At 59.7% G+C, this 13,815-nt stretch carries 13 protein-coding genes and 1 pseudogene; 12 read left to right on the top strand and 2 right to left on the bottom strand.

Translation table 11 applies throughout. From position 1 onward, the window contains the following. Positions 1 to 99 precede the first annotated feature (99 nt). Positions 100 to 861 (bottom strand): flagellar basal body P-ring formation chaperone FlgA, encoded by a 762-nt coding sequence (gene flgA / locus ACIQAL_RS27725; protein ID WP_401151074.1) that lies wholly within the window; start codon positions 859 to 861, stop codon positions 100 to 102. Between the two features lie 76 nt (positions 862 to 937). Here flgA and ACIQAL_RS27730 point away from each other — a divergent pair, with 76 nt between their 5' ends. From ACIQAL_RS27730 to ACIQAL_RS27760, 7 genes and pseudogenes are all read left to right on the top strand, one after another. Then, positions 938 to 1,870, top strand: a complete 933-nt coding sequence (locus ACIQAL_RS27730; protein WP_341958994.1) for a chemotaxis protein CheV — start codon at positions 938 to 940, stop codon at positions 1,868 to 1,870. 45 nt (positions 1,871 to 1,915) lie between these two features. Further along, complete coding sequence (gene cheR, locus ACIQAL_RS27735; protein WP_166598036.1) at positions 1,916 to 2,743, top strand: protein-glutamate O-methyltransferase CheR; 828 nt, start codon at positions 1,916 to 1,918, stop codon at positions 2,741 to 2,743. Positions 2,744 to 3,112: 369 nt separating this feature from the next. Next, a complete protein-coding gene (flgB, locus tag ACIQAL_RS27740) occupies positions 3,113 to 3,520 on the top strand; it encodes a flagellar basal body rod protein FlgB (protein WP_401151078.1) in 408 nt (135 codons plus the stop codon). A 3-nt stretch (positions 3,521 to 3,523) separates the two neighbouring features. After that, positions 3,524 to 3,967 carry a flagellar basal body rod protein FlgC gene (gene flgC / locus ACIQAL_RS27745; protein ID WP_166598034.1) on the top strand — a complete coding sequence of 148 codons (444 nt, stop codon included), beginning with the start codon at positions 3,524 to 3,526 and terminating at the stop codon, positions 3,965 to 3,967. 15 nt (positions 3,968 to 3,982) lie between these two features. Next, positions 3,983 to 4,678, top strand: coding sequence for a flagellar hook assembly protein FlgD (gene flgD / locus ACIQAL_RS27750; protein WP_401151082.1), 696 nt, complete (start codon positions 3,983 to 3,985; stop codon positions 4,676 to 4,678). 28 nt (positions 4,679 to 4,706) lie between these two features. Beyond that, positions 4,707 to 6,035, top strand: a complete 1,329-nt coding sequence (flgE, locus tag ACIQAL_RS27755; RefSeq protein ID WP_401151085.1) for a flagellar hook protein FlgE — start codon at positions 4,707 to 4,709, stop codon at positions 6,033 to 6,035. A gap of 241 nt (positions 6,036 to 6,276) precedes the next feature. After that, a pseudogene (locus ACIQAL_RS27760) lies at positions 6,277 to 8,089 on the top strand (flagellar hook protein FlgE). Positions 8,090 to 8,557: 468 nt separating this feature from the next. Here the strand turns inward: ACIQAL_RS27760 and ACIQAL_RS27765 are convergent. After that, positions 8,558 to 8,737, bottom strand: coding sequence for a hypothetical protein (locus ACIQAL_RS27765; protein WP_401151087.1), 180 nt, complete (start codon positions 8,735 to 8,737; stop codon positions 8,558 to 8,560). Positions 8,738 to 9,009: 272 nt separating this feature from the next. Between ACIQAL_RS27765 and ACIQAL_RS27770 the strand changes: the two genes are divergently transcribed. The 5 genes from ACIQAL_RS27770 to flgJ all read left to right on the top strand — a co-directional run bounded on the left by ACIQAL_RS27770 (position 9,010) and on the right by flgJ (position 13,805). After that, positions 9,010 to 9,750 carry a flagellar basal body rod protein FlgF gene (locus ACIQAL_RS27770; protein ID WP_341958989.1) on the top strand — a complete coding sequence of 247 codons (741 nt, stop codon included), beginning with the start codon at positions 9,010 to 9,012 and terminating at the stop codon, positions 9,748 to 9,750. A 47-nt stretch (positions 9,751 to 9,797) separates the two neighbouring features. Continuing rightward, positions 9,798 to 10,586 (top strand): flagellar basal-body rod protein FlgG, encoded by a 789-nt coding sequence (flgG, locus tag ACIQAL_RS27775; protein WP_166598028.1) that lies wholly within the window; start codon positions 9,798 to 9,800, stop codon positions 10,584 to 10,586. A gap of 109 nt (positions 10,587 to 10,695) precedes the next feature. Further along, positions 10,696 to 11,409: a flagellar basal body L-ring protein FlgH gene (gene flgH, locus ACIQAL_RS27780; protein ID WP_166598027.1), complete on the top strand. Its 714-nt coding sequence runs from the start codon at positions 10,696 to 10,698 to the stop codon at positions 11,407 to 11,409. Between the two features lie 13 nt (positions 11,410 to 11,422). Beyond that, complete coding sequence (locus tag ACIQAL_RS27785; RefSeq protein ID WP_166598026.1) at positions 11,423 to 12,535, top strand: flagellar basal body P-ring protein FlgI; 1,113 nt, start codon at positions 11,423 to 11,425, stop codon at positions 12,533 to 12,535. 10 nt (positions 12,536 to 12,545) lie between these two features. Further along, positions 12,546 to 13,805, top strand: a complete 1,260-nt coding sequence (gene flgJ / locus ACIQAL_RS27790; protein ID WP_401151091.1) for a flagellar assembly peptidoglycan hydrolase FlgJ — start codon at positions 12,546 to 12,548, stop codon at positions 13,803 to 13,805. Positions 13,806 to 13,815: the final 10 nt, after the last annotated feature.

Genomic DNA, 13,815 nt, shown 5'->3' on the forward strand with positions numbered 1-13,815 from the left:
TAGGGCCTATACGAAAACAGTCTCAAATGGACTGCGTATCAGGCGTATGGGTTCCGAGTGTAGGAAAAGCGCAAGCGTAGCGCCAGAGGACATCAGCGTTTACATAGGCACCTCGACCTGACCGGGGGCCACAATATTGGCCTTGATCACGCGTTTCGAATTCAGGTTTTTCACCCGTATCTGTTCGTTGAAACCGCCATCCGAGAGGGCCTCGCCGGGCATGCGCACACTCATCGAGCCGCTGCGCGCACTGATGACCACCTGATCGCCTTTGTGCACCATTTGCGGCTGCTCCAGGTGGACGGGCGTCAGAATCTGATCGATGACCGTTGGTCGGACCGCTTTCTGCCCGACCGCCTGATCGAGGGAATCAAGAAAGCCTTGCCCCAGCTGCCCTACGTCGCGTTCACGCAGCGCCACATCGCCTTCAGAAACGATGGCATCCCGCTTCATTGGGCGGACCACCGTCACGACATTGCGAAACAGATGTACCTGGGCGGGCACGAACACCGTCCATGGAGCACTGCCTTCGCAGCGTACTTTGACGGTGACCCGGCCAATGGGTTGGGCGGGGCTTTCCAGTGACGCTGTCAAATCCTTGTCGCAATGCGCCATGCGCAAGCGAGGGTCGAGCTGCTTGACCTCGATCTCGTAGCGACCGGCGGTCTGACTGGTGGCCAAATAGTCTTCCACGGTGAATTCAAGAAAGCCCTGGGTGACGCCGATAAGTTGTTCAGGCAAGGTCACATTGTCCGCACGGCTGATCCCGGCGGCACAGAGCAGACACGCCGCCATGAGCAGGCTGAAAAGACTGCGAAGGGCGGAGGCCGGGTGTCGGGATACTGTCGTTTGTGTGTTCATGACAGGTAAATAGCAAGGCCCGTGCCGCTTGCCGATGGGGCAGTGCGCAATTGGTCGTTTTGGGAAGGAGTGGGGCATGGCTGGTGTTTTGGATTCAGTGAACCAGCGCACTCAACTGGTAGGGCAGAACCGCCTTGAACTGCTGCTGTTCCGTCTGGATGGCAAGCAGTTGTATGGGATCAACGTGTTCAAGGTAAAAGAGGTGCTTCAGTGCCCAAAACTTACCCATATGCCCAAATCCAGTCCGATTGTGCGCGGAGTGGCAAATATTCGTGGCGGGACCATTCCGATCCTCGATCTGGCAATGGCAACGGGTGCGGCCCCGTTGGGCAGCGTTGATAATGCGTTCGTCATCATTACCGAATACAACACCAAGATTCAGGGCTTCCTGGTGCATTCGGTCGAACGCATCGTGAACATGAACTGGGAAGACATTCATCCGCCACCCAAGGGCACCGGTCGCGATCACTACCTCACGGCCGTGACGCGTCTGGACAACCAGTTGGTGGAAATCATCGACGTGGAGAAAATCCTCGCCGAAGTGGCGCCCGTGTCGGAAAACATTTCGGCGGGTGTGGTCAGTGCGGAAGTGCAGCACAAGGCCGTGTCGTTGCGGGTGTTGACCGTCGATGACTCATCGGTGGCGCGCAAGCAGGTCACGCGTTGCCTGCAGACCGTTGGCGTTGAAGTCACGGCGTTGAATGACGGTCGTCAGGCGCTGGAGTTCCTGCGCAACCTGGTGAACGAGGGCAAGAAACCCGAAGAAGAATTTCTGATGATGATCTCCGACATTGAAATGCCGGAGATGGACGGCTACACCTTGACTGCCGAGATCCGCAACGATCCGCGCATGCAGAAGCTGCACATCATCTTGCATACTTCGCTGTCTGGCGTCTTCAACCAGGCGATGGTGAAGAAGGTGGGCGCTGATGATTTCCTGGCCAAGTTCCGGCCGGACGATCTGGCAGCTAGAGTGGTAGAGCGTATCAAAGCGGCAGATATCAGTTGAGGAGGGGCGTTCCCTCCTGGCTGTTCACATGATTTGAGAGGCGGCATGTCTACAGGTAATTTGGATTTTGAACAGTTCCGGGTCTTCCTGGAAAAAGCCTGTGGCATTTTGCTGGGTGAAAATAAGCAGTATCTGGTGTCCAGCCGCCTGAACAAGCTGATGGAGCAGCAGGGCATCAAGTCGTTGGGTGAGTTGATTCAGCGTATCCAGAGCCAGCCCCGCAGCGGTTTGCGTGAGCAGGTGGTGGACGCGATGACCACTAACGAAACGTTGTGGTTTCGCGACACCTATCCGTTCGAGGTGCTCAAGAGCAAGGTCTTGCCGGAGCAGATCAAGGCCAGCCCTGGCTTGCGTCCGCGCATCTGGTCAGCGGCCTGTTCGTCGGGGCAGGAGCCGTATTCGCTGTCGATGTCGATCGATGAGTTCGAGCGCAGCAATCCGGGGCAGTTGAAGGCCGGTGCGCAGATCGTCGCGACGGACCTGTCGGGCAGCATGTTGAACAATTGCAAGACGGGCGAGTACGACAGCCTGGCGATTGGCCGCGGGCTTTCGCCCGATCGCCTGCAACGCTATTTCGATCAGAAAACCCCCGGCCGCTGGACGGTCAAGACGCCGATCAAGAGCCGGGTCGAGTTCCGTTCGTTCAACCTGCTGGACAGTTATGCAGCACTGGGCAAGTTCGACATCGTGTTTTGCCGGAACGTGTTGATCTACTTTTCCGCCGAGGTGAAGAAGGACATCCTGCTGCGCATTCATGCGACGTTGAAGCCGGGCGGGTATCTGTTCCTCGGTGCGTCGGAGGCATTGAACGGTTTGCCGGATCATTACCAGATGGTGCAGTGCAGCCCGGGGATCATTTACCAGGCCAAGTGATGGTGGGTTGGGCGATGGTCTTGAAACCCTGCTTCGGCGGGGTTTTTCTTTTTTGGGGCCTGTCGCCATTTCCCTGTAGGAGCGAATTCATTCGCGAAAAGTTGAAGGGCGACAGAGATGTGTCGCCTGCGCGGGCCTTTCGCGAATGAATTCGCTCCTACAGTTGAACTCACGGTGCGCCCCACCGGCAAAAAAACGACACCTCGCTTGCCGCTTTCCTCCCCGACAGCGGAAATCACTTGCCGCTTTTCTGGCATTGCCACGGTTCAAGTCCTTTGAAACCCCATGAATACGGGTGTTTTGGAAAGTGGCACGCCGCTTGCTATCTCTCTGTCACGAACATCTGGTCAACCGATAAAGGTTCCCGACATGAGCATCAGCTTCGAAAACGCACTGGGCATTCACGAGAAAGCGCTGAACTTCCGCGCCCAACGTGCCGAAGTGCTGGCGAACAACATCACCAACGCCGACACGCCTAACTACAAGGCGCGCGACCTTGATTTTTCCAAGGTGCTGGCGGCCGAGAGTGACAAGGCCAAGAACGGCACGTTCGCCTTGAACACCACGAACAGCCACCACATCGAAGCCAGTGGCATGGACACCGGCGAAGCGAGCCTGCTGTACCGCACGCCGTCGCAGCCGTCGCTTGACCAGAACACCGTCGACACTCAGGTCGAGAACGCCAATTACGCGGAAAACGCCATTGGCTTCCAGGCCAGCTTCACCCTGCTTAACAGCAAGTTCAAAGGGCTGGTTTCAGCCCTGCGCGGAGAGTAATTCATGTCTCTATCCAGTGTTTTCAATATTGCCGGTAGCGGCATGAGTGCCCAGAACACTCGCCTGAACACCGTGGCCAGTAACATCGCCAACGCCGAAACCGTCTCGTCCAGCATGGACAAGACCTACCGTGCCCGTCACCCGGTGTTTGCCACCGTGTTTCAGGGGCAGGAATCGGGAGGCAGCGCTTCGTTGTTCGAAGATCAGGGGCAGGCGGGCACTGGCGTGCAGGTTTCCGGCATCGTCGAAGACGCGTCCAACCTGGAAGCGCGTTACGAGCCCAACCACCCGGCTGCCGACAAGAACGGTTACGTGTATTACCCGAACGTCAACGTCGTCAACGAGATGGCAGACATGATCTCGGCCAGCCGTTCGTTCCAGACCAACGCGGAAGTGATGAACACCGCAAAAACAATGATGCAAAAGGTCCTGACCCTCGGTCAGTGATAAGGGGCGAACGCCATGACGGCTGTAAATAACGACACATCGAGCGACTACCTCAAGTCGCTGCAGACGGCGACCTCGGGCAAGGTTGGCGACTCCACCACCGGTGCGAGCACCCTCGGCAAAGATTCCTTCTTGAAATTGCTGGTCACGCAACTGCAGAACCAGAACCCGCTGGACCCGCAGGACAACAGCCAGTTCGTGGCTCAGTTGGCGCAGTTCAGCAGCGTGGAAAGCCTGCAAAACCTGAGCACCTCCGTCGATGCCATCGGTGGCATGTATCAGTCGTCGCAAGCGTTGCAGGCGTCTTCCCTGGTCGGTCGCTCGGTGATCATCGATGGCACCTCGACCTCCGTCGACACCACCAAAGGCATGACCGGTCAGGCGGTGTTGCCTTCGACCAGTACCCTCACCTCCGTCAAGATCAAGGACAGCACCGGCACCGTCGTGCGCACCCTGGATCTGGGCGAACAGAAGGCCGGCACCACCAACTTCACGTGGGACGGCAAGAACGACGCGGGCGAAACCGTGCCTTCCGGCAACTTCAGCTTCGAGGCGACCGGTTCGCTGGATGGCAAGAACACCGGTCTGACCACCTACCTGCCCGCGACCGTCAATAGCGTGACCATGGGCACGGCAGGCAGCCCGCTGACTCTCAATCTGGCCAACGGCACCAACATTGCCTTGACCAAAGTTCAACAAATCGGAATCTAGAGCCGACTCGACGGCGCAGGAGTGATACATGTCTTTCAATATCGGTCTGAGTGGGCTCTACGCAGCGAACAAAAGTCTGGACGTGGCGGGTAACAACATCGCCAACGTCGCCACGGTCGGCTTCAAGGCCTCCCGTGCCGAATTCGCTGACCAATACGCGCAATCCATCCGTGGCACCTCCGGTGGCACCGACGTGGGCAGCGGCGTGCGTACCGCAGCGGTGACCCAGCAGTTCACCCAGGGTTCGCTGACCACCGGCACCGGCCGTGACCTGGACCTTGCCATCAACGGCAACGGTTTCTTCATGATGAGCAACAACGGCGAGAAGCTGTACACCCGTGCAGGCAACTTCCACACCGATACGTCCGGCAACATCATCGACAACAACGGCAATAAGCTGCAAGGGTATGCCACTGACGGCAACGGCAACGTCATGACCGGCGTGCTGACCGACCTGAAGATCGACAACTCGAACATGGCGCCGAAGGCCACCTCGGCGATTTCCATCGCGTCCAACCTTGATTCGTCCAAGCCTATCAACACCGGCGCGGCGTTCGACCCGGCTGACACCAGCACCTACACGTCGACGTTCAGCACGCCGATTTACGACGACCAGGGTAACGAGCACACCCTGTCCCAGTATTTCCGCAAAGACGCTGCGAACGAATGGACCATGTACAGCCTGATCGATGGTCGAAGCATCAATGACCCGGCGGCGACTCCGCCCGTTGCGGACGTCACCAAACTGTCGTTCGACGGCAGCGGCAACCTTCAGCCGATCACCACGTCCGGCCCGAACGTGACAGTGAACGCGACCGACAACACCTTGGTCATCAACGGCTGGAAACCAGGCCAGAGCACGCTCGACAGCACCGGCAAGACGGTGTGGGTAGAGAGCAAGGCCACCGGCAATGCCACGATGAAGCTGAACATGCTGGCCACTACCCAGACCAACGCTGTGGGCGGTCCGATCTCCAAGACGCAGGACGGCAACTACACTGGCCAGATCAGCGCCATGAGCGTCGACTCCACCGGCAACCTGTTCGCCAGCTACACCAACGGCCAGTCCAAAGTGATCGGCCAAGTGGCGCTGACCACCTTCGCCAACGTTCAGGGCCTGGCCCCGGCGGGCGGCACCATGTGGCGTGAAACCTACGCGTCGGGCATCCCGGTCACCGGCGCGCCGGAATCGGGTACGCTGGGCAACATTACCGGTTCTGCGCTGGAAGAATCCAACGTCGACCTGACCGGCGAACTGGTCCAGTTGATCAAGGCGCAGAGCAACTACCAGGCGAACGCGAAGACCATCTCGACTGAGAGCACCATCCTGCAAACCACGATTCAAATGGTTAACTGATTCGGCGAGAGTCGAATCCTTAAACAGCCCCTCTTCGGAGGGGCTTTTTTTTTCCGTCGCATTCCGAAAACATCAAGAGCTGTCCCACTCCATAACTGGAAATTTCCTACGTTCGTCAATGGGAGAATCGAATTCGCCCGCAAATCAATGCCATTGAACCGGAGCCGTTCGATTGCATTCATTTGCCCGCGAAACCCAATGCATTGACGAACGTGTCGTGAAAACGACTCAGGGAGAGTTCATGTCATTCAACATCGCGATCTCCGGATTGAACGCCGCGCACAAACGAATGGAAGTCGCCGGCAACAACATCGCCAACGTCGGCACCACTGGCTTCAAATCATCCCGAGCGGAATTTTCCGCGCTCTACTCATCCTCTGCATTTGGCGGCAGCCGTACCGCGGTTGGCGACGGTGTGCAGTTGGCCAACGTCAGCCAGGACTTCGCCGAAGGCGGCGCGCTTTCCGGCACAGGCAAGCCGCTGGACATGCGCATCCAGGGCAAGGGTTTTTTCGTCATGAGCGACAACGGTGCCGTCAGCTACACCCGCTCCGGCGCCTTCCATGCCGATGCCGAAAACTACGTCATCGATGCCCATGGCAGCCGCTTGCAGGGTTATGCGGTGAACGCCGATGGCACCGTCATCAGCGGTGTGCGCAGCGATCTGAGGATCGAGGGCGGCAGCATTGCGCCCAAGGCGACGAGCCGTATTGAGCGCACGTTGAATCTGGACGCTGCCGAAGCGTCCCTGGCCGCAATCCGCACGTTCGATGCCAATGATCCGACGACCTACACGCGCATGACCACGCGAACGATTCAGGATGCTGGCGTGCCCGAGGTCAAGGAGGTGAAGGGCAAGGACGCGAATGGCAACGACCTCATCATCACCCACGCGCAGCCAGCGATCCCGCCGCAGGACCATGCGCTGAACCAGTATTTCGTGAAGCTCGACGACAACACCTGGACCTCGTATCTGCTCATCGATGGCGTGAATCCTCTCGACCCGTCCAGCTTCGCGCCGCTGGAGGTGGGGTTGCATCAGTCGTCCCTCGGCCGGTTGTCGATGACCGGCACCAGCGCGGCGGTGAGCGTGACCAGCGACACCGAGTTGTCGTTGCAGGGCTGGCGGCCGGCGATTCAGGTCAACGGCAGTTGGGTGGCGAGTCAGGCAGCCAACGGTGGGCCGGTCGCCTTGCCGCTGACGGACGCCACTGGCCCGATGCTCAACCCGGCCGATGGGGCGATGGCGCGTCCGGTGCCGACGTTCGACCCTGCGGACCCCACGACCTACAACAAGGCCTGGACGGCGGGCATTTTCGACAGCCTCGGCAATCAGCACCTCTTGACTCAATACTTCGTCAAAGACGGCAACAACAGCTGGAAAACCCACCTGCTCATCGACGGTCGCAATCCGCAGGACCCGGCACGAACCGATCCCCTGACGGCCAGCGTGCTGTTCGGCAGTAACGGTGAGATGCGTTCGTTGGTGGCCGGAAATGGCCTGACGGTCGCCGACCATAAACTGACCCTCAGCAGCTGGGTGCCAGGCAGGCCGCTGGACGCCGGAAAACCGGGAGGGCGCTGGGGTGCAAACGGGGCGACGGCCGATGCAAGTGGCATCGTGATCGACCTGGGCAAACTGACCCAGCATCAGACCGCGTCGGCCAGCGCCAATCTGGTGGTGAACGGTTATGCGGCGGGAGAGGCGAACCAATTGTCCGTCGATAAGAGCGGGGTCATCAGCATGAATTTCAGCAACGGCCAACACCGCAAGATCGGTCAGATGATGCTCGCCAGCTTCGCGAACGTTCAAGGCCTGACCCCGATCAGCAACACGCGATGGACGGAAAGCCATGCGTCCGGCGTCGCCAATTACGACGCGCCGGGCGCGGGGAATCTGGGGGGGCATCGTCAATCAGTCGCTGGAAGGGTCAAACGTCAATCTCACCGATCAACTCGTGGAATTGATACAGGCGCAGACGGCGTATCAAGCCAACTCCAAGACCCTGTCCACCGAGGCGGAATTGATGCAGACGTTGATCAGGGCGACGTGATTTTTCTCTAATGCGAACCGTGATTGGGCTGGCCGCAGGCGTGGGAGCGCCACACCGGCATTCCAACGGCCTGCTGCCGGACTGCGCCGCTATCACGCTTCTGCCGAAGGCGTTGGAGTTGGCTTGCCTACGATCTGCCGGGAACCGGCAGTAAAACCTGAAAAATGCGATTTGCCAGGCACACCGCGTGCACAGGTTTTGCTGTCGCTTCGCAACAGATCGTAGGCAAGCCAACTCCTACGGCCTGCGGCCAGAACCAAAACCCTTATCCGCGCTATCTCGCATTTCCACGGCCTGCGGCCAGAACCAAAACCCTTATCCGCGCTATCTCGCATTTCCACGGCCTGCGGCCAGAACCAAAACCCTCATCAGCGCTATCTCGCACTCCCACGGCCTGCGGCCAGAATCAACTTCAACTATGTCACTCCGGTGGCTCTTACCGGCTTCCACCCGAATCAAACCCCCTTATCAAATCGAACAATCCGCCTTCACAAACGCGCCACTGATCCGGACCCAGCCCTTGCCGGGGCTGGTCTGGGCGCAGATTGTCGTGTGTTTCCCCTGCCACCAGTAATAAGACGCCGGGGCCGCAATGGCCGCGGCCGAAAGGAAGGCGAGGGTGAGGAGGAGGGCGAAGCGCAGGCGCATGACAGATTCCTGTGGGCAAAAGGCCGATGGGGCAAGTCGCTGCAATTATCGCTCCGGTCGCGAAATTTTTTTGGCGGCGTCCAGGCAGGTTTGCGTGGAAAGTGGCGGTCCACCGTCGCGGTAGAAACCTGAGCCTTGGCCAAAGTCCGATTGCGCCCAATAACCATTGGTGAATCAGCACTTTGTATCACGCCTGAAAAACTGGTTCGATTATTGCTATTACCTCATCAGTACAGCTACAGGCGGCAAGCGTCTGTCGGAGGAGGAAGACTGTGGACAAGTTGCTTTACGTGGCCATGAGCGGAGCGTCTGAAAACGCCATCGCGCAAAAGGCCCATGCCAACAACCTGGCGAACGTTTCGACCAACGGGTTTCAGCGCGACCTCGAACAGGCGCGCTCGATGCCGGTGTTTGGCGAGGTGAACCCGTCGCGCGCCTATGCTATGAGCGAACGTCCGGGCACCGACTTCAGTCAGGGTTCGATGATCGACACCGGTCGCGAACTCGACGTTGCCGTCAAAGGCAATGGCTGGATGGCTGTTCAGACCGCCGATGGCGGCGAAGCCTACACCCGCACTTCCAGCATGAACATCGACGCCCTCGGCGTGCTGCGTGATGGCAATGGTTTGCCGGTCATGGGCAACAGCGGGCCGATTGCCGTGCCGCCTCAGCAACAGATCGAAATCGGCGCCGACGGCACGATCAGCGTCCGCTCGCTGGGTGAAAGCCCGCAAGTCATGGCGCAGATCGACCGCATCAAGCTGGTGAAGCCGGACCTGGCCAACATGGAAAAAGGCCCCGATGGCCTGATGCACACCAAAGACGGCAAACCGGCGCAGGTCGATGCCGATGTGCAAGTGGAATCCGGATTTCTGCAGTCGAGCAACGTCAACGCCGTCGAGGAAATGACCTCGGTCCTGGCGCTGTCCCGTCAGTTCGAACTGCACGTCAAAATGATGAAGACCGCCGAGCAGGACGACGAGTCGATGGCTCGCGTCTTGCAAATGGGCTAATGACTGACAGCTTGCGCCGACAATCAGGCGCTTGAGGAGATTAACGAATGCTTCCGGCACTCTACGTAGCGAAAACCGGTCTGGCCGCCCAGGACACCAACCTGACGACCATTTCGAACAACCTGGCCAACGTCTCGACCACGGGCTTCAAAAGTGATCGCGCCGAATTCCAGGACCTGCTGTATCAGATCAAGCGTCAGCCAGGCGCGCAGTCCACTCAGGACAGCGAACTGCCCTCGGGCCTGCAATTGGGTACGGGTGTGCGCATCGTCGGTACGCAGAAGAATTTCACCGCCGGTAGCTTGCAAACCACCGACCAGCCGCTGGACATGGCGGTCAATGGCCGTGGTTTCTTCCAGATTCGCCAGCCCGACGGCACCGTGGCGTACACCCGCGACGGTACTTTCCACCTGGACCAGAACGGCCAGATCGTGACCTCTAACGGCTACGCCCTTGAGCCTGCGATCGTCGTTCCACAGGATTCGCAGACCTTTACCGTCGGCGAAGACGGCACCGTGTCGATCACGACCTCGGCCAACACGGCGACGCCGCAGATCATCGGCAACATCCAGACCGCCGACTTCATCAACCCGGCTGGCTTGCAGTCCCAGGGCGGCAACCTGTACCTGGAAACCGCTTCCAGCGGCGCGCCACAAGTCGGTACGCCGGGCCTGAACGGTCTGGGCGTGGTCAAGCAGAACACCCTGGAAAACTCCAACGTCAGCACCGTTGAAGAGCTGGTGAACATGATCACCACTCAGCGCGCCTACGAGATGAACTCCAAAGTGATCTCGACCGCCGACTCGATGCTGCAGTACGTGACGCAGAACCTGTAATTGGCTTTTTGAGCGGAATCTGAACCACCTGATGTCCTGCGACGAAACACCTGATCAATCCGATGGGGCGCCTGAAAAACGCCTGCTACACCGCGAGGTTTTAAGTGTCATGAAACGGCTTTTTGTATTGCGGCTTTCCCTGTTGGCAGCACCGCTTTGCGGTATCGCGCTGTTGACCGGTTGCGTTGCGCCTTCGGCCAAACCCAATGACCCTTATTACGCGCCGGTGTTGCCACGAACGCCGCTGCCTTCGGCGGCGAACAACGGCTCGATCTACCAGGCCGGTTTCGAGCAAAACATGTACGGCGACCGCAAGGCTTACCGGGTCGGTGACATCATCACCATCACCCTGTCCGAGCGCACGGCAGCCAGCAAGGCGGCCAGTTCCGGCATCAGCAAGACCAGCAAGACCAGCCTGGGCCTGACCTCCCTGTTTGGCGCCGGTGTCAGCACCAACAACCCGGTGGGTGGGGGCAGCCTGAGCCTGGACGCCGGTTATGAAGGTGACCGTGCCACCAAGGGCGACGGCAAGGCCGCACAGAGCAACAGCCTGACCGGTTCGATTACCGTGACTGTGGCCGACGTGCTGCCCAACGGCATCCTGTCGGTGCGCGGCGAGAAGTGGATGACGCTCAACACCGGCGACGAGCTGGTGCGCATTGCGGGCCTGATCCGGGCCGACGACATCGCCACTGACAACACCGTTTCGTCCACACGCGTGGCCGATGCACGGATCACATATGCCGGTACAGGTGCGTTCGCCGATTCCAGTCAGCCAGGCTGGTTCGACCGATTCTTCCTCAGCCCGTTGTTCCCTTTCTGATAGCGGGATAGCCATGATCACGTTCAAGCAACTGATAGCGGCCGCGTTACTCTCCGTCACGGCGGTGGGTGCAGTACAGGCCGAGCGTCTGAAGGACATCGCCAGTATTTCTGGCGTGCGGACCAACCAATTGATCGGTTACGGCCTGGTGGTGGGGTTGAACGGTACGGGTGACCAGACCACCCAGACGCCGTTCACCTTGCAGACCTTCAACAACATGCTGTCCCAGTTCGGCATCAAGGTGCCGCCGGGATCGGGCACCGTGCAACTCAAAAACGTCGCGGCCGTGGCGGTGTATGCCGACCTGCCGCCGTTTGCCAAGCCCGGTCAGCAAATCGACATCACCGTGTCCTCTATCGGTAACTCGAAAAGCCTGCGTGGCGGCAGCCTGTTGATGACCCCGCTCAAGGGTATCGACGGCAACGTGTATGGCATCGCCCAAGGCAACCTGGTGGTGGGCGGTTTTGACGCCGAAGGCCGCGACGGTTCGAAGATCACCGTCAACGTTCCGTCCTCGGGTCGTATTCCTGGCGGTGCGTCGGTGGAACGTGCGGTGCCGAGCGGTTTCAATCAGGGCAATTCCTTGACCCTGAACCTGAACCGCAACGACTTCACCACGGCCAAGCGCATCGTCGACAAGATCAACGACATGCTCGGCCCTGGCGTCGCTCAGGCAGTGGACGGCGGTTCCGTGCGCGTTACCGCGCCGCTGGACCCCAACCAGCGCGTCGATTACCTGTCGGTGCTGGAAAACCTGGAAATCGATCCGGGCCAGACCTCGGCCAAAGTCATCATCAACTCGCGGACCGGCACCATTGTCATTGGCCAGAACGTGAAAGTGTCGCCTGCCGCCGTGACCCACGGCAGCCTGACCGTGACCATCACCGAAGACCCGGTGGTCAGCCAGCCGGGTGCGTTCTCCAACGGCCAGACCGCTGTGGTCCCGCGCTCGAAGATCAACGCGCAGCAAGAGCTGCACCCGATGTTCAAGTTTGGTCCTGGCACCACGCTTGACGAGATCGTACGCGCGGTCAACCAGGTGGGCGCGGCCCCCGGCGACTTGATGGCGATTCTCGAAGCCCTGAAACAGGCTGGCGCTCTGCAAGCCGACCTGATCGTGATTTAAGGGAGCAGGCATGAGTATTCCCAGCGGCGGTACGAGCAATGTCGATTCCGGGGCGTATACCGACCTCAATCGTCTGACCGCCATGAAACACGGCGACCGTGACAGCGAAGCGAACCTCAAGAAGGTGGCGCAGGAGTTCGAGTCGCTGTTCGTCAGCCAGATGCTCAAAGCCATGCGGTCGGCCAACGAAGTGTTGGCCAAGGACAATCCGATGAACACCGCGGCGACGCGGCAGTACCAGGACATGTACGACCAGCAGTTGGCCGTGAGCATGTCGCGGGAGGGCGGCGGTATCGGTCTGCAAGACGTGCTGATGCGTCAGCTGTCGAAAATCAAGTCCGGCACCGTACCGCCTGCAGGCACCGACGCGACCGCCGCCAAGACAGACGCGACGCCTGCGCAGACCGGCCTGGCAACCCACATTGCCCAGCGCCCGCTGTGGGCGACCCGCTCGGTGGCCAAGGCAGACACGTCTGCCGATGGCACGCCGCACAATGACGTGGCCGCGCTGAATGCCCGTCGTCTGGCCTTGCCGAGCAAACTGTCCGACCGGATTCTGGCGGGCATCGTCCCGAACACCGCCGGGACCCAGGATGCCGCCGCCAGCGCGACCACCCTGAAAAACCGTATTGCCGTGTCCAATGCCGTCGCGGCCGCCAAAAAGGCTGGCAGCAATGGCGACTGGACCATCGGCCCGGAATACACCGCTCAATCCGACGCCTACGTACGCAGCCGGGTGCAGACCCCGCTGGCGCCGGCCAAGGCCGCGTTCGCCAACGCCGACGATTTCGTCAACACCATGTTGCCGCTGGCCAAGGATGCCGCCGCCCGCATTGGCGTCGATCCGACCGTGCTGGTGGCGCAGGCCGCGCTGGAAACCGGCTGGGGCAAATCGATCATGCGCCAGTCCGATGGCAGCAGCAGTCACAACCTGTTTGGCATCAAGGCGCAAAGCGGTTGGCAAGGGCCTGAAGCCCGCGCCATCACCAGCGAGTTCCGTGACGGCAAGATGGTCAAGGAAACGGCGGACTTCCGTTCCTACGATTCGTACGCAGACAGCTTCCACGACTTGGTGAGCTTCCTGCAGAACAACAATCGCTATCAAGCCACGCTGAAATCGGCCGATAACCCGGAACAGTTTGTGAAAGAGCTGCAAAAGGCCGGTTACGCCACGGACCCGGGCTACGCCAGCAAGATTTCTCAAATCGCGAAACAAATGAAGAGTTACCAGAATTACGCAGCCGCATCGGGCTCTTCCACGACTTTATAAGGTTTGAACC

It is taken from the genome of Pseudomonas sp. NPDC088368, assembly GCF_044753445.1.
Classification (GTDB): domain Bacteria; phylum Pseudomonadota; class Gammaproteobacteria; order Pseudomonadales; family Pseudomonadaceae; genus Aquipseudomonas; species Aquipseudomonas bambusae.